This is a genomic window from Prevotella sp. LMAG:51 (assembly GCF_008680225.1).
GTDB lineage: Bacteria > Bacteroidota > Bacteroidia > Bacteroidales > Bacteroidaceae > Prevotella > Prevotella pectinovora.
On sequence record NZ_NALQ01000031.1, the window covers coordinates 1 to 17,348 of the forward strand.

The following is a 17,348-nucleotide window of genomic DNA, read 5'->3' on the forward strand; positions in this document are numbered from 1 at the left end:
AGCGTGGCAAAGGACATCGCCAAGATTATCGGAGCCAACAGCGCACACGACGGATATATGGAGGGCAACGGATACCAAGTGACGTGGACCTTCGGACACCTGTGCACGCTGAAGGAACCTGAAGACTACACCGCCCTATGGAAGCGGTGGAGCCTGGCGGCGCTGCCCATGATTCCACAACGCTTCGGCATAAAGCTCATCGACGACAAGGGAATAGCAAAGCAGTTCTCTGTCATCGAGAAACTGATGCAGAATGCCGACGGCATCATAAACTGCGGCGACGCCGGACAGGAGGGTGAGCTGATTCAGCGATGGGTGATGCAGAAGGCCAACGCGAAATGTCCGGTGAAGCGCCTCTGGATATCATCGATGACCGACGAGGCGATTCGCGAGGGATTCGGCAACCTGAAGCCGCAGGACGACTACCAGCCGCTGTATCTCGCCGGACTGAGCCGTGCCATCGGCGACTGGATATTGGGAATGAACGCCACCCGCCTGTACACGCTGAAATACGGGCAGAACAGGCAGGTGCTGTCGATAGGACGAGTGCAGACACCAACGCTGGCGCTGATAGTGAACAGGCAAAAGGAGATTGACAACTTTGAACCGGAGCCTTACTGGGTGCTCGCCACGATATACCGCGACACCACGTTCACGGCTACGAAAGGAAAATTCACCACCAAGGAGGAGGGAGAACAGGCGTTTGCCACGATAGAGGGAAAACCGTTCACCGTAACCGACGTGCAGAAGAAACGCGGCACAGAAGCACCGCCACACCTCTACGACCTCACCTCGTTGCAGGTGGACTGCAACCGCAAATTCGGCATGAGCGCCGACATGACGCTGAAGATAATACAGACTCTCTATGAGCGCAAGCTGACTACATACCCCCGTGTGGACACACAATATCTGAGCGACGACATCTATCCCAAATGCGGAGGAATACTGAACGGCATAAAGGGCTACGACCAGCTCCTCACGGCACTGAGGGGAAAACCGCTGAAGAAGTCGAAAAAGGTGTTCGACACGAGCAAAGTGACCGACCACCACGCCATAATACCCACCGGAGTGCCGGCACAGGGACTCACCGACATGGAACGCCACGTCTACGACCTGATAGCCAGGCGCTTCATCAGCGTGTTCTATCCAGACTGCAAGTTCGCCACTACAACGGTGATGGGCGATGTGGACGGCATAGAATTCAAAGCCTCCGGAAAACTGATTCTCGATCCGGGATGGAGGGCGGTGTATGCCAAGGACGCTGCCGACAGGCAGACTGCAGACGACGGCGACGCCAAGCCGCAGGACGAGGAGCGCACGCTGCCGGCATTCGAAAAGGGCGAGAGCGGAGAACACACGCCTACGCTGACGGAGAAATGGACCACACCGCCGAAATACTACACCGAGGCAACGCTGCTCAGGGCAATGGAAACGGCAGGAAAGTTCGTTGACAACGAGGAACTGCGGGCAGCGCTCAAGGAGAACGGCATCGGCAGACCATCGTCGAGGGCAGGCATCATAGAGACGCTGTTCAAGAGGCACTATATCCGAAGGGAGAGAAAGAACCTCGTGGCTACGGCTACAGGCATCGAACTCATCGACCTCATCAAGGAGGAACTGCTCAAGAGCTGTGAGCTGACGGGAATATGGGAGAAGAAACTGCGCGACATAGAGCACAAGACTTACGACCCGGCTCAGTTTATCAGCGAACTGAAGGAGCAGATTGCCACCATCGTACACGACGTGTTGAGCGACAACTCCAACCGACGCGTCACGATTCTCACTGAAGAGGACCTGAAAAAGAAGACCAAGCGGAAAACTGCCGCCAAACCTAAAGCTACGACGGCAACGAAGTCTGCAGCCAAGCCAGGTGACGCAACCGGAGTGAAACCGGGCGACGTATGTCCGGTGTGTGGCAAAGGCGTGGTGATAAAGGGAAAGACAGCATACGGATGCAGCAGATGGAAAGAGGGATGTTCTTTCAGACTGCCTTTCGAACAATAAAGCTGCCGATTGCACAATAAAAACGGCAAGTTTGAGTTTTTTCTTATATTATTAAGGAATAAGCATGAACAATATATCAAGGAAATCAAAAAGCAACGCAATGCCCCGTCAGCCTCATCACTATCCGGGATTGAAGATGTGGGCGGCATTGGCTGTTCTCGTGGCTGTTCTCGCCTCCTGTGGCGCCGACCGCAACTTCAAGAAGGGTGAGAAATTTCTCGCTCTTGGCGAATACTTCGACGCTGCGGCCCAATACAAACAGGCATACTCCAAATCGAAACCCAAGGACAGGACGGCAAGGGGTCTCTATGCCATGCGCATGGCATACTGCTACAACCGCATAAACTCCAACGGGAAGGCTATCGCCGCCTACCGCAACGCCATCAGATACGGCGCCGACAGTCTGCAGACGCATCTCGATTTCGCACGTGCGCTGCTAAAAGACGCCAACTACAAGGAGGCGGAGAAGGAATTCCTTCTGGTGCTCGACTCCATGCCAGACAACCAGCTGGCGAAAGACGGACTGCAGTCGGCACGCACGGCAAAGGCTGCAAAGGATGCGGGATCGAGATATATAGTGAAGAAGATGGACATATTCAATTCACGACGTGCCGACTTCTCGCCGATGTTCTGCGGAGACCAGTATGAACAGCTGTTCTTCACCTCTACACGCAACGAGGCGGAGGGCGACGAACTGAGCGGAATAACGGGAACGAAAAACGGCGACATCTTCTATTCGCAGAAAGACGACAAAGGAAAATGGGGACGGCCGCAGACCATCACATCGGGACTCAACACAGAGTTTGACGAGGGTGCATGCTGCTTCTCGCCAGACCAGAGGGTGATGTATCTCACCCAATGCGTGAGCGACCCCTCCTACCCCAGATATGCCACGATAGCCACATCAAACCGTGCTGACGCGGCATGGGGAAAGGCAACGAAGCTGGAGATAACACGCGACACGCTGTCGAGCTTCGCCCACCCCGCAGTGTCGCCAGACGGAGAATGGCTCTACTTCACTTCCGACATGCCGGGAGGAAAGGGCGGACTCGACATCTGGAGAGTGAGAATCACGGCGGCAGGACTGGGAGGAGTGGAAAATCTGGGCGAGCCCATCAACACGGCGGGAGACGAGATGTTTCCTACATTCCGACCAAACGGTGACCTCTATTTCTCAAGCAACGGACATCCGGGTCTGGGCGGTCTCGACATCTTCATCGCCAAGACGGACAAGAGCGGAAAGAAAATCATACTGGAACATCCGGGATATCCGCTGAACTCCCAGGGCGACGACTTCGGAATGACTTTCGAGGGAGCACACAACAGGGGATTCTTCTCGTCAAACAGAGGCGACGGACGCGGCTGGGACCATATCTACAGCTTTGAGAAACCGGAGATAATACAGACCGTCACGGGATGGGTGTATGAGATGGAAGGATATGAACTGCCCGACGCACAGGTGTATCTCGTGGGCAACGACGGCACGAACAAAAAGCTCAGCGTGAAAGGCGACGGATCGTTCACCGAAGTGGTGGAACCGGGAGTGGACTACGTGCTGCTCGCCACCTGCAAGGGATTCCTGAACCACAAAGAGGAGATTAGCATCAAGCCCACTGCGGAGTCGGAAGACCACGTGCTGCAGTTCCCGCTGGCATCAATCCGTGTGCCGGTGCTCATCGACAACATCTTCTACGACTTCGACAAGTCATCGCTGCGCAAGGAATCGGAAACGGCTCTCGACGAACTCGTGAAACTGCTGCAGGAGAACCCGAACGTGACGATAGAGCTGAGCGCACACTGCGACTACAAGGGCAGCGAGGCCTACAACAAGAAACTGTCGCAGCGAAGGGCTGAAAGCGTGGTGAGATATCTCATCGCCAAGGGTGTGAGTGCCAAGAGGCTCACACCTGTGGGATACGGCAAGATGAAGCCTAAGACGATAAGGAAGAAACTCACCGAGAAATACACATGGCTCAAAGAGGGCGACGTGCTCACCGAGGAATTCATAAAGAAACTCGACAAGGAGAAACAGGAAATCTGCAACCAGCTGAACAGAAGAACGGAATTCATCGTGCTGAGAACCACCTACGGCATGTTTGACGAAAACGGACAGCTGAAGAATCCGCCGAAGCCTAAAGAGAAAGAAGACGACACAGACGCCAATGGCAACGAAGACATCTTCCTGATTGAATGACGGGACAGCAAGCAACGGAACAGCAAGGAATGCTGCCCGACCCAAATAGGGTCATCTGCATCTGACGGCATAATGACCGGTTGGAGCTTAATGATGTTCTCCCCCCATTACGGGAATGTATCATGGGATGACTTCATGACATTACAACAATCAAAAGAAGACAATGAACAACAAAGCAACATTAGAATTAGGCAACAAGCCTGTGGGCAAACTGCTCATGCAATATTCACTGCCTGCCATAATCGCGATGACGGCATCATCGCTTTATAATATGGTGGACAGCATTTTCATCGGACAGGGAGTGGGACCGATGGCCATCAGCGGACTGGCACTCACCTTCCCGTTCATGAACCTGGGAGCGGCTTTCGGAGCCGGCGTAGGTGTGGGAGCATCAACGTGCATCTCAGTGAAACTCGGACAGAAAGACTACAACACGGCACAGAGGGTATTGGGAAACACCGTGACGCTGAACCTCATCATCGGACTGGCATTCAGCATCGTTTCGCTGCTGTTTCTCGACCCTATCCTTTATTTCTTCGGTGCAAGCGAACAGACTCTGCCCTATGCCAAAGACTATATGGTGATAGTGTTGCTGGGAAACGTGTTCTCCCACATGTATTTCGGAATGAACGCCGTGCTCAGAGCATCCGGGAAACCCCGCCAGGCAATGTATGCCACGATATTCACCGTGGTGCTCAACACCATACTCGACCCTATATTCATCTATCCACTGAACATGGGAATACAGGGTGCAGCCTATGCCACAATCCTCTCGCAGATACTGGCACTGGTGTGGCAGATGCACATATTCAGCAACAAGAACGAACTGCTGCATCTGAAACGCGGAATATACGGACTGAAGAAGGCAATCGTGAAAAACATACTCGCCATCGGACTCTCACCGTTCTCGATGAACGTGTGTGCGTGTATCGTGGTGATATTCATCAACAAGGGACTGCTCATGTATAGCGGCGACCTCGCCGTGGGTGCCTACGGCATAGCCAACAAGGTGTGCTTCATCTTCGTGATGGTGAACATGGGACTGACACAGGGTATGCAGCCCATAGCCGGATACAACTACGGAGCGCAGAAGCTCGACAGACTGATGCGTGTGCTCAGCCTCGCCACAATAGCCGGAACGGTAATCACAACGATTGGATTCCTCGTGGCTGAACTGATACCCGGGCCTTGCGCACGACTCTTCACCACCGACCAGCAGCTCATCGACCTCTCTGTAAACGGACTGAGGATAATGATGGCGGCATTCATGCTCGTGGGATCGCAGATGGTGATAACAAACTTCTTCCAGAGCATCGGAAAGGCAAAGATAAGCATGTTCCTCTCGCTGTCGAGACAGATGCTGTTCCTTTTCCCCATGCTGCTCATACTGCCCACGTTCATGGGAGTCGACGGTGTGTGGTGGTCGATGCCTATCTCCGACACCATAGCGGAGATAGTGGCTGTGGTGATGATGTATACATACATGAAGAAATTCAAGAAACAACATAATTTATCAATGGCAAACGAAAAGCATTGAAGACATGGATAATATAAAAACGCATAGAAGACATGGATAATATAAAAAAGAACATTATAATAAACGTGGGACGACAGATCGGCAGCGGCGGACGCATAATAGCCAAGATGCTTGCCGACGACTTCAAATGTGGGTTCTACGACAGGGAGCTACTCACCATAGCAGCAAAAGAGAGTGGATTCTGTGAGAAATTCTTCGAGCAGAACGACGAACAGAAGGGTTTCTTCCATTCGCTGTTTCACATGCACACGCCATTCGTTGGCGACGGCAGCTTCTACGACAACGACTTCTCGCAAGAGGGACTCTTCAAGATGCAGAGCGATACGATACGCAAATTGGCCGACGAGGGGTCGTGTGTCTTCGTGGGCAGATGCGCCGACTATGTGCTCAGAGACTACGAGAATGTGGTGAACATCTTCATCACGGCATCAATAGAAGACCGCATCAGCGAAATCCGCAAGCGCAAGGAATGCCAAGAGAATGAAGCACTGAAGATTATAGAGAACGGAGAGAAATCACGTTCCACATATTATAATTATTATACGGGAAAGAAATGGGGCGACAGCTCGTCGTATGACTTGTGTGTAAACACCTCACTGCTCGGAATCGAAGGCACGGAGGCTTATATCAAGGAGTTCATCGAGAAGGTGCTACACATAGGATGAGGGGCAGGAAGTGAAAAAGATAGGAATAATAAGCGATACCCACGGATATTGGGACGACAAATATCTAAAGTATTTCGAGCCCTGCGACGAAATATGGCATGCCGGCGACATCGGTTCGACAGAGGTGGCTGAGAGACTTGCTGAATTCAGAACCTTCAGGGCGGTATGCGGCAACTGCGACGGCGGTGACCTGAGGCTGATGTATAAAGAGAAGCTGAGGTTCAAATGCGAAGACGTTGACGTGCTGATGAAGCATATCGGCGGCTATCCCGGCAACTACGACAGCAGCATACGCTCGCAAATCTACGCCATGCCGCCTCAACTGTTCATCAGCGGCCACAGTCATATTCTGAAAGTGAAATACGACAAGACGCTCGGTCTGCTCCACATCAATCCCGGTGCGGCAGGTCTGCAGGGATGGCACAAGGAGCGCACCATAGTGAGGCTCACCATCGACGGCAACAAATTCAAAGACTGCGAAGTGATAACTCTGGCATAAACTGGCTGAAAACACAGCCGGATAATCTATATCTAGAAAAAACTAGAAAAGCTAGAAGGTCTAGAAGATCTAGAAGAACTAGAAAATCCAGCCCACTCAAAGAAAAAAAACAACAAAAAAAACATAACATGAAAACCTATTTAGTAACAGGAGCTGCCGGTTTCATCGGCGCCAACTACATCAAGTATCTGCTTCACCGCAAATACAAGAATGAAGAAATAAAGGTGATAGTGCTCGACCTGCTTACATACGCAGGAAATCTCGGAACTATAAAGGATGACATCGACAACGACCGTTGCATCTTCGTGCGCGGCGACATCCGCGACCGCGAACTTGCCGACAGGCTCTTCACTGAATACGATATAGACTATGTGGTGAACTTCGCTGCCGAGAGCCATGTGGACCGCTCTATCGAGAACCCGCAGCTCTTCCTCGAAACAAACATCTTAGGCACACAGAACCTGCTCGACGCGGCGCGCCGTGCTTGGGTGACGGGAAAGGATGCCACAGGATACCCCACCTGGAAGACTGGCAAGCGCTACCATCAGGTGAGCACCGACGAGGTGTATGGTTCGCTTGGCAAAGACGGATTCTTCACCGAGAAGACGCCTCTCTGTCCTCACAGCCCCTACAGTGCTTCTAAGACAAGTGCCGACATGATAGTGATGGCATACCACGACACCTACCACATGCCGACCTCTATCACAAGATGCTCCAACAACTACGGACCATACCACTTCCCTGAAAAGCTCATTCCGCTGATCATCAACAACATCCTGGAGGGAAAGAAACTCCCGGTATATGGCAAGGGCGACAACGTGCGCGACTGGCTCTACGTTGAAGACCACTGCAAGGCAATCGACCTCGTGGTGCACCAGGGACGCGAAGGTGAGGTATATAATGTGGGCGGCCACAACGAGATGACAAACATCAACATTGTGAAACTCACCATCAAGACAATCCACGACATGATGGCTGCCGACAAGAACCTGCGCAACATACTGAAGAAACAGGTGAAGGACGCCAACGGCGACATCGACATCAGCTGGATAAACGACGAACTCATCACATTCGTTGCCGACAGACTGGGCCACGACCAGCGCTACGCCATCGACCCTACCAAGATAAAGGAGGAACTGGGATGGTATCCGGAAACGATGTTTGCCGACGGCATCGTGAAGACCATCAAATGGAACCTCGAACATCAGGACTGGATTGCCGAAGTGACAAGCGGCGACTACCAGAAATATTACGAACAGATGTACGGCAACAGATAAGCCGACCGGTAACAACGACGACCGACAAACGTTCTGTCATAAAGACGAAGAACCAATGCACTGTCATAACATCACCGCATAATGGCGACCGGTCACAACAACCGGACGGCAAGACGGCTACAAAAGAAGGGGAAAGGAAAAGACATGACTGACAATCCCCGAAAATTTCACACAAACCCAAAGAAGATAAAGAAAATGAAGAAGATACTATTGTTAGGATCCGGAGAACTTGGAAAGGAGTTTGTAATCGCAGCAAAACGTGCAGGACAGTATGTCATAGCCTGCGACCGCTATCCTAATGCCCCTGCCATGCAGGTGGCAGACGAAGCAGAAGTGTTCAACATGCTCGACGGCAAAGCCCTCGACAACGTAGTGGACAGACACAAACCGGATATCATCGTGCCTGAGATAGAAGCGATACGCACTGAGAGACTCTTCGACTATGAGAGCAATGGCATACAGGTGGTGCCGAGCGCCAAGGCGGTGAACTACACCATGAACCGCAAGGCTATCCGCGATCTGGCAGCCAAAGAACTGGGACTGCGCACGGCGAAGTATTTCTACGCCAAGACTCTCGATGAACTGAAGGCTCACTCAAAGGAAATCGGTTTCCCATGCGTAGTAAAGCCGCTGATGTCGTCGTCTGGCCACGGACAAAGCATCGTGAAGAGCGCCGATGAACTGGAGATGGCTTTCAACGCAGCCATGGAAGGCAGCCGCGGCGACGTGAAGGAGATAATCATCGAGGAGTTCATACATTTCGACAGTGAGTTCACGCTGCTCACCGTGACACAAAAGAACGGTCCCACCCTGTTCTGCCCTCCTATCGGCCACGTGCAGAAAGGCGGCGACTACAGAGAGAGCTGGCAACCGTTCTGTCTGCCTGCCGACGAACTGAAAAAGGCTGAAGACATGGCAGCAAAGGTCACTGCGGCTCTCACCGGCGCCGGCATCTGGGGAGTGGAATTCTTCCTTACGAAACAGGGTGAAGTGATATTCTCCGAACTCTCTCCGCGTCCTCACGACACAGGAATGGTGACCTTGGGACACACCCTGAACCTGAACGAGTTTGAGCTCCACTTCCGTGCCGTTATGGGATTGCCAATACCTGCCATCCATCTGGAGCATGCCGGAGCAAGCGCCGTGGTTCTCGGCAAGGAGGAAACCGACGATGCACCGGCATACAATATGACCGACGCCGTAAGCGAAGACTATACCCGTCTGCGCATCTTCGGCAAAGAGCATCAGCTGGTGGGCAGACGCATGGGTGTAGTGTTGTGTTATGGCGACAAGGACGACGATACTACTCCGCTCCGCGACAAGGCTAAGCGTCTGGCTGCCACAGTGCTCGGAACTGACCCGTATATGGAGAAATAGATGTGGACCTGACTGACCGCCGACAACCCGCTAAGCAAACCTGCCGTTTCCTATAGAAACACAAAATGGACCTTGCCAGATCGTCTGGCTTGCAAACTTGCCTGCTCGTCAACTCGTCAACTAAAAAACATACAATAATGAAAGTTTCTGAAGCAAAGATTATCGACATCCCCAAGATTGAGGACCGCCGCGGAAATCTATCCGTGGTGGAGGAATACAACCAGATACCGTTCAAGATATCGAGGGCATACTGGGTTTACGACGTGCCGGGAGGCGAAAGCCGTGGCGGACACGCACACAAGAAGCTGAAGCAGCTGATAATAGCTCTCAGCGGCAGCTTCACTGTTACCCTCGACGACGGCACGGAGCGCCGCACTTTCCTGCTCAACCACCCATACCAGGGACTGGTGATAGAGACGGGCATCTGGCGAACGCTCGACGATTTCTCTTCTGGAGCCGTATGCCTCGTGCTTGCATCAGAGGTTTATGAACCAGAGGACTATATCTACGACTACGAGGAATTCCTGAAATACAAGGGAGTAAAAGACTGATTAACGTGACATCACACAATGTGTATGAAGATAAGGCTATGTGTATGGAGATAAAGGAACTGTCGGCTGAAGAATACGACAAGACATACCCCTCTGAGTATGTCTACAACAGCGTTGCCTTCTGCGAACTGAACAGAGAGAAGGTGGAACGGATAAGATATCTCTCCATCGGCAATACAAAACCGCGTTTCGGCATCATCCTCGGTGAGCGTGCCGACTCGCTGGCATCGCCTTTCTCTGCTCCTTTCGGCGGATTCACACAGTGCGACACGCTGAGACTCGACTATATGGACGAGGCTGCAAGACTGGTTGCCGACTATGCCTGCCGGATGGGAAAGAAACTCATCATCACGCCGCCGGCACTGGTCTACGACACTACGCTGCTGTCGAAATGGACCAACATCCTGTCTTCGCACCTGTCAACGAGGTGGGTGGACCTGAACTATCACTTCGACCTCAGCCGCATGGACGACTACTCCTGCCACATGGAACGCAATGCCAAAAAGAACCTCAACCGTGCCTTACGGCAGGACTTCTGCTTCGTGAAGCTCGACAGCGGCAAGAGGAGCGATGTGGAGCGTGCCTACAACGTTATCCGCCGCAACAGGGAGGAACGCGGCTTTCCGCTCAGAATGACTCTCGAACAGGTGTGGCAGACGGTGAGCAGAGTGGTAAGCGCCGATTTCTTCGTGCTCGAACATGGCGGCAACGACGTGGCAGCGGCTCAAGTGTTCCGGGTTTCCAGAAACATTGCCCAGGTGGTATACTGGGGTGACATAAGAGAATATTCCGCCCTGCGCCCCATGAACATGATCACCTACTGCGTGTTCAAGCATTACCACGACGCCGGACTGCGCATCCTCGACATCGGCATATCCACGGAATGCGGAGTGCCAAATTTCGGTCTCTGCGAATTCAAGGAGAGCATCGGATGCGGGGTGACGCTGAAATACAGTTTCGAAAGCAAACAATAATAATCATCACTTCATTCTCATGATAAAATACTTAGACCTAAAAGACATAACAGCCCAGCATGCTGACGAGATACAGCAGGCAGTTGCCGGCGTGGTGGCTGGCGGATGGTATCTGCACGGCAAGGAGACTGAACGGTTTGAAAACGACTATGCCCGATATATCGGCACCCGTCACGCCATAGGCTGCGGCAACGGACTCGACGCGCTGACGCTGATATTCCGTGCATACAAAGAAATGGGAGTGATGAATGACGGCGACGAAGTGATAGTGCCTGCCAACACCTTTGTGGCATCCATCCTCGCCATAACGGAGAATGGTCTGAAGGCGGTGCTCGTGGAACCGCGCCTCGACACTCTGCAGATTGACGATTCGCTGATAGAACAAGCCATAACACCGCGCACCAAGGCGATAATGATAGTGCATCTCTACGGCAGATGTGCCTATACCGACCACATCGGTGACATCTGCCGCAAGCATCACCTGAAACTGATAGAAGACAATGCCCAAGCTCACGGATGCCTGTATCGGGAGACTGCCACCGACAATCCCCTCTACGGCAGACGCACGGGAGGTCTGGGCGATGCCGCAGGCCACAGTTTCTATCCGGGCAAGAATCTCGGAGCGTTGGGCGATGCGGGAGCCGTAACCTGCAACGACGACATGCTGGCGGAGATGATACGGTCGCTGGGCAACTATGGTTCGTCACGCAAATACGTGTTCGACCACTGTGGCCGCAACTCCCGGTTAGACGAGGTGCAGGCTGCCGTGCTCGACGTGAAGCTGCGCCATCTCGACACCGACAACGGGCGGCGCCGCCAAGTGGCGCTACGGTTGATTGAGGGCATAAACAATCCTCTGGTAAGAGTGCCTTCGCCGGATTTCCATTCCAACAGTGTCTTCCACATCTTCCCCATCCTATCCGAAAAGCGCAATGCCCTGCAGGAATATCTCCTCAGCAACGGCGTGCAGACGATGATACACTACCCCATTCCGCCCCACCGGCAGAATTGCTATGCCTCGCCGGCATCTGCAGATGATGCAGGGGTGACAAATCATAATGCAGGGATGACGGCTGATAATGCAGGGATAACAACTGATGCTGTCGGGCTGAAGGCTGACTGCAAGGGCTGTCTGGTTTTGCCCGACGGCGGACTGCCCGTCACGGAACTTATCCACAACGAGGAACTGAGTCTGCCCTGCAACCAGACCATGACTGAAGACGATGTGGAGAGAATAATACGGTTGATAAACGATTTCCGTGTCTGACCTCACCGGCGGCAAGACAAGGCCATACACCATACCACTCAGTGGCAATACAAAACAACCCACCTTTTTATCCGGCGGCAAAAAAATAAAAAATGTAACACTATAATCCACCATATCAGTAACACCATATCAGTAATATCATATCTGTAACACCCTAATCCATCATATCATGATAAATCTGTCATCACACAAGGCCTTCTCCATCTATCTGCTCTTTGCGGCACTGTTTCTGGGAGTGCAGATGTTCCAAGGTCTCTCCTATCTCGACATCGGAATGTATATGTCGGGATACCAGCATTTCACGAGCGACCCATACGCTTCATACTTCCTCGGACAGTGGATTCTCACCTACGACGTAACATCGGCTCTCTGCAAACTGTTCTCCATCAACTCTTTCCTGGGGCTCAGGGTGCTGCATCTGGTTTATGTGCTTATCACCCAGACCGTGGTGTATCTATATCTGCGGCAATACATATCCACAAGGAGCATCATCACCGGACTGCTCATCGCCACGCTTGCCCACTACGGCAGCTACACGGAGATAAACTATAACGACTATTCTGCCCTGCTGCTCCTGCTCAGCATCCTATGCTATCATGGCGGAGCCGACAGAGACAACCAGTGGATAATAATGATGGGCGGTGTGCTGGCTGGAGTGGCGGTATATTTCCGCATCGTCAACATCACATACATCTGTCTCCCTCTCTGCGCCATGCTCATATCCAAGAAATGGAACAACGGACACAGTCCGTCAAACGGCGCAACATTCTTCTATATCGGTATGTGCTTCGGCGGACTGCTGGGATATGTCGTGCTGCTCTGCCAAGGTCTCGACAACGTGTTCGCACTGACCTTCAACGACATCGCCGGCATCTCCTCCGACAAGAGCGACACCCACGGCATGCTCTACGTGATGCGCAGCATGTACGACCTCTACACCGAGGTGGTGGCTAATGCCGGATACATCATGCTGTTCTGGATTATCATCGTGGCCGGAATGAAGCAGACCAGAAGGATAATGAGGATAACGCTGGTTGCTGTAGCCATAGTGCTCACGCTCGTGATGATGAACTTCTCGTTCTTCCCCTCAAACATCACCATGGCTCTATGTCTGATAGGCGGCGTGGGGGTGTTCTTCATCCGTGGCGTATACCCTCCGCTCGCCCATCTCGTGATGATCAGCCTGTTCCTGCCATTCGTGATGCCGGTGGGAAGCAATGCCGAACCGTCGTTCTATGGCAAGGAGACGTGTTTCCTCACACTGCCCCTCGTGATGTATGTATTGTTTGAGGAACTGATGCCCAAGAAGGAACAGCTGGAGAGACGTGCCGCCATGTGTATGATAGGGGTGCTGGGTGCCGGACTGCTGTTCTTCAACCTCACCCACAAGCAGATGGAAGAGGGCAACCGCATAGCATGCCGCTACACCGTGGACAGTCAGCTGACCCGCGGCATCCTCACCACAAAGGAGAACGCCGACATGTATAACTATCTCATCCGGGAGGTGAAACCCCACATCCGCCAGGGCAGCTATATGATATGCTCGTTCTCGCTGCCTGCCGTTTCGATATTGGGATTGCAAGCCGTGGGCGGTGTACTCCACGGGTATACAGCACCGACCGCATGAACGACCGCTACATCAAAGTGGCATGGAAGCATACCAAAGAACTGCCATACGTGCTGCTCGACGAGGAGAATCTCCCTGATGGCTACAAGCATATCATGGAGGAACTCTCGCTCATAAGGAAATACCAGAAGATATGGACCGACGGCAAATATTCGCTATACTACAGCAAGCCTTATCCGGGACCTGAAAGACCGAAAATCACCGACGTAGATCCATACAGGCATCATCCTTGATGAAAATCCATAATAACAACTCTGCATATCATGACACCAAAGGAAAAGAGAAACGCATTGCTCGCCGAAAAGCTGGTGGGCAACCTGAAGCAGCGACACTACGAAGCATTCTTCTGCCACACGGCACAGGAGGCTGTGGAGAAGATTACCGGGATGATTCCCGAAGGAAGCTCCGTGACATGGGGCGGATCGATGACTATCCGCGACATGGGACTCACCAGGGCGCTACACAACAAGGAGGGGCTCGACATCTGGGACCGCGACCTGGCGCCAGACCGCGAGGCGGCACAGGAAATCTACCGCCGCGCCTTCTATGCTGACTACTATCTGTCGAGCGTCAACGCCATGTCGGAAGACGGCGAGATAGTGAACATCGACGGCAACGGCAACCGTGTGGCGGCTATAACATTCGGTCCGAAACACGTGATTCTGGTGGTGGGCATCAACAAGGTGGCGCAGAACCTGGAGACTGCCATATCGCGCGCCCGCAGTCTGGCGGCACCTGTAAACATGATGCGCTTCGCCGACCTCAACACGCCATGCAAACACGACGGCACGTGTCACGACTGCAAATCGCCTGACTCCATCTGCAACTACATACAGATAATGCGGAACTCGCATCCCACAGGCAGACATATCGTAGTGATAGTGGGCGAAGAACTGGGATATTGAATCTTTTAAAACATGAAATAAGAACTTATGCAACAATACTTGAACCTCCTCGACCGCATCCTGACAGAGGGCACGAAGAAGTCCGACCGCACGGGAACGGGAACAATAAGCATCTTCGGCAATCAGATGCGTTTCGACATGAGCAAGGGATTCCCGCTGCTCACCACAAAGAAGCTACACCTCAAGTCGATAATCTACGAACTGCTGTGGTTCCTGCAGGGCGACACCAACGTGAAATACCTGCAAGACCACGGTGTGCGCATCTGGAACGAATGGGCCGACGAAAACGGCGAACTGGGTCCTATCTACGGACATCAGTGGCGTTCGTGGCCGGGACACAACGGTGAACCGATTGACCAGATAAAGAAGGTGGTGGAACAGATAAAAAACACGCCTGACTCCCGACGGATGATAGTGAGCGCATGGAACGTGGCCGACATCGACGACATGAAACTGCCGCCTTGCCACTGCTTCTTCCAGTTTTATGTTGCCGACGGCAAACTCTCGCTGCAGCTATACCAGCGCAGCGCCGACACATTCCTCGGAGTGCCGTTCAACATCGCCTCTTATGCCCTGCTGCTGCTCATGGTGGCACAGGTGACAGGACTCAAGCCGGGCGACTTCATCCATACCACCGGCGACACTCACCTCTATCTCAACCACATCGAACAGGCAAGGCTGCAGCTGACCCGCACTCCGAGACCTCTGCCCCAGATGAAGCTGAACCTGGATGTGAAAGACCTCTTCAGCTTCAAATACGAAGACTTCCAGCTCGAAGGCTACGACCCATGGCCGCATATCGCAGCACAGGTGAGCGTATAGGGCAGTCTGCTTTTCACTGAACCCTAATCACTCATTTGGGCTTAAGATAAAAAATGGACAGCATGCGTGCCCACATAGGGCAAGCACCTTGCCCCAGTTGAGAAAGCACCTTGCCCCAGTTAGGCACGCGTCTTGCCCATTTTTTATATAATTGCATAGTCAACCACAGGCTCAAGCAAGTATTTGCAGATAGAATATCGCCTGAAGTTCAAACTGCCATTTTGAATTTTAGCTCAAAAGTTATAAATTATATTTTGAAAAACGCTCATTCCCTTTCTAAAAACGACAAATTTGGATTATAGTGCAGATATGCGTATGGGCACGATAGAAATCAGAAGAAGGAGAATGATTTATTTTTGAATTACCAGACAGGGATAAAAAATCAAAAGGAAACTGCATTTTCTAATTACAAACTATTGCAGGTTACTTCAAAAAAATATATCTTTGCACGGTTTAGCAAACTGCGTCGGTCATTATCAACCGATGGCTTTATGGTACAATAATCCCCACATGGAAGTTACGGGAAAAGACATCATAAAGGAGCAAGAAAACAAACGAAAGAATATAACATAACAATTATCCACAAACATCATAACAAAATATGGCACATCATAATTTAGATTCTTTGGACAAGAAGATTCTCAGACTCATCGCGGAAGACGCAAGAATGCCGTTCCTCGAGGTGGCAAGAGTCTGCAACGTGAGCGGAGCCGCTATTCACCAGCGCATTCAGAAACTCAGCAACCAAGGCGTGCTGAAGGGTTCGAAATTCAACATCGACCCTGAGAAAATAGGATATGAGACGTGTGCCTTCATCGGCATCAACCTGAAGCATCCGGAAAACTTCGACGAAGTGGTGGAGAAGCTGAAGCGCATTCCGGAAATCGTGGAATGCCACTACACCACCGGTGACTACGATATGTTCATGAAGATATACGCCCTGAACAACCATCATCTGCTCAACATCATCCATGACAACCTGCAGCCGCTCGGATTGTCGCGCAGCGAGACCATCATCTCGTTCAACTCGGCTTTCTGCCGCCAGCTGCCTATCGTGGACGCTCCCGCTGAAGAGGACGACGATGTGGACGACGCCAATGAGATGAACATAGAATAAATCAGAAACTATTTATATCAAATCGTCGGTCGTCAGGCCGGATTGGGGAAATAGAGAATGAGTCTCTGTCATAACTACTGATATGACTGAGACTCATTCATTTTTTTGTAGGGGCAGACGTTGACTTGTTTATCTTCCTGACTTTGACTATGCGTCACCCTTTTTGAATTTTTCTATTTTTCGGAGGCATAATCTCCACTTTTGCCACCACCACAAAATCGTCCAAAGAGAAACGTTGTATGAAATCATCAATGATAGGAAGCATTGTGTATCCCTCATATTGACTGCCATTGAAAATACAATATGACAATGGATAGCCATCACGACTAACCAAGAGACCTAGTACGATCTGCGACTCCGAGGTCTTGCCGCCCGCGAAACTGCAGCACAAACCTTGCATGAGGTGCGCGAAGCAATGAAGATAAACTACTTCGACGATGCTGCACTCATCCAGCAACAGGCTGAGATGTACAAAAACAAGAATTTATAAACCCCAAACGGTCCTTAGGCCGTTTGGGGGTTATTATAAGTC

15 protein-coding genes and 2 pseudogenes are annotated in these 17,348 nt (G+C 51.9%); 16 read left to right on the top strand and 1 reads right to left on the bottom strand.

The window, feature by feature from the left end:
• From CCC32_RS12370 to CCC32_RS12440, 15 genes are all read left to right on the top strand, one after another.
• Window positions 1-2,004: DNA topoisomerase 3 (locus CCC32_RS12370; protein ID WP_287074889.1), on the top strand; the 2,004-nt coding region annotated here is incomplete at its 5' end.
• 136 nt (window positions 2,005-2,140) lie between these two features.
• Entirely contained in the window at window positions 2,141-4,198 is a 2,058-nt protein-coding gene (gene porE, locus CCC32_RS12375; protein WP_278839669.1) for a PorE family type IX secretion system protein, read from the top strand.
• A gap of 163 nt (window positions 4,199-4,361) precedes the next feature.
• Window positions 4,362-5,735 carry an MATE family efflux transporter gene (locus tag CCC32_RS12380; RefSeq protein WP_287074891.1) on the top strand — a complete coding sequence of 458 codons (1,374 nt, stop codon included), beginning with the start codon at window positions 4,362-4,364 and terminating at the stop codon, window positions 5,733-5,735.
• A gap of 32 nt (window positions 5,736-5,767) precedes the next feature.
• The gene (locus tag CCC32_RS12385; RefSeq protein ID WP_044065134.1) at window positions 5,768-6,400 is read left to right on the top strand and encodes a cytidylate kinase-like family protein; all 633 of its coding nucleotides are present in this window, start codon (window positions 5,768-5,770) and stop codon (window positions 6,398-6,400) included.
• Window positions 6,401-6,410: 10 nt separating this feature from the next.
• A complete protein-coding gene (locus tag CCC32_RS12390) occupies window positions 6,411-6,899 on the top strand; it encodes a metallophosphoesterase family protein (RefSeq protein ID WP_022317544.1) in 489 nt (162 codons plus the stop codon).
• 128 nt (window positions 6,900-7,027) lie between these two features.
• The gene (gene rfbB, locus CCC32_RS12395) at window positions 7,028-8,176 is read left to right on the top strand and encodes a dTDP-glucose 4,6-dehydratase (protein ID WP_287074893.1); all 1,149 of its coding nucleotides are present in this window, start codon (window positions 7,028-7,030) and stop codon (window positions 8,174-8,176) included.
• A gap of 195 nt (window positions 8,177-8,371) precedes the next feature.
• Window positions 8,372-9,553: a formate-dependent phosphoribosylglycinamide formyltransferase gene (gene purT / locus CCC32_RS12400; protein ID WP_287074895.1), complete on the top strand. Its 1,182-nt coding sequence runs from the start codon at window positions 8,372-8,374 to the stop codon at window positions 9,551-9,553.
• A 137-nt stretch (window positions 9,554-9,690) separates the two neighbouring features.
• Window positions 9,691-10,104, top strand: coding sequence for a sugar 3,4-ketoisomerase (locus tag CCC32_RS12405; RefSeq protein ID WP_022317541.1), 414 nt, complete (start codon window positions 9,691-9,693; stop codon window positions 10,102-10,104).
• Between the two features lie 5 nt (window positions 10,105-10,109).
• Window positions 10,110-11,078 carry a GNAT family N-acetyltransferase gene (locus CCC32_RS12410; protein ID WP_287074898.1) on the top strand — a complete coding sequence of 323 codons (969 nt, stop codon included), beginning with the start codon at window positions 10,110-10,112 and terminating at the stop codon, window positions 11,076-11,078.
• 19 nt (window positions 11,079-11,097) lie between these two features.
• Window positions 11,098-12,345: a DegT/DnrJ/EryC1/StrS family aminotransferase gene (locus CCC32_RS12415; protein ID WP_044065130.1), complete on the top strand. Its 1,248-nt coding sequence runs from the start codon at window positions 11,098-11,100 to the stop codon at window positions 12,343-12,345.
• Between the two features lie 169 nt (window positions 12,346-12,514).
• Window positions 12,515-13,972, top strand: coding sequence for a glycosyltransferase family 39 protein (locus CCC32_RS12420; RefSeq protein ID WP_287074900.1), 1,458 nt, complete (start codon window positions 12,515-12,517; stop codon window positions 13,970-13,972).
• Window positions 13,969-14,205, top strand: a complete 237-nt coding sequence (locus tag CCC32_RS12425; RefSeq protein ID WP_287074902.1) for a hypothetical protein — start codon at window positions 13,969-13,971, stop codon at window positions 14,203-14,205. Before CCC32_RS12420 ends, CCC32_RS12425 begins: the two co-directional genes overlap by 4 nt.
• Before the next feature lie 30 nt (window positions 14,206-14,235).
• Window positions 14,236-14,877, top strand: coding sequence for a lactate utilization protein (locus CCC32_RS12430; protein WP_287074904.1), 642 nt, complete (start codon window positions 14,236-14,238; stop codon window positions 14,875-14,877).
• A 27-nt stretch (window positions 14,878-14,904) separates the two neighbouring features.
• Window positions 14,905-15,699: a thymidylate synthase gene (locus tag CCC32_RS12435; RefSeq protein ID WP_287074906.1), complete on the top strand. Its 795-nt coding sequence runs from the start codon at window positions 14,905-14,907 to the stop codon at window positions 15,697-15,699.
• Between the two features lie 601 nt (window positions 15,700-16,300).
• Window positions 16,301-16,816 carry an Lrp/AsnC family transcriptional regulator gene (locus CCC32_RS12440; RefSeq protein ID WP_278839618.1) on the top strand — a complete coding sequence of 172 codons (516 nt, stop codon included), beginning with the start codon at window positions 16,301-16,303 and terminating at the stop codon, window positions 16,814-16,816.
• Window positions 16,817-16,991: 175 nt separating this feature from the next.
• Here CCC32_RS12440 and CCC32_RS12850 read toward each other — a convergent pair.
• Window positions 16,992-17,186: pseudogene (locus CCC32_RS12850) on the bottom strand (IS1634 family transposase); the annotation flags it as partial.
• On the opposite strand from CCC32_RS12850, the pseudogene CCC32_RS12445 reads away from it, so the two are divergent.
• Window positions 17,181-17,306: pseudogene (locus CCC32_RS12445) on the top strand (tryptophan--tRNA ligase); the annotation flags it as partial. The pseudogenes CCC32_RS12850 and CCC32_RS12445 sit on opposite strands and share 6 nt — an antisense overlap.
• Between the last annotated feature and the right edge of the window lie 42 nt (window positions 17,307-17,348).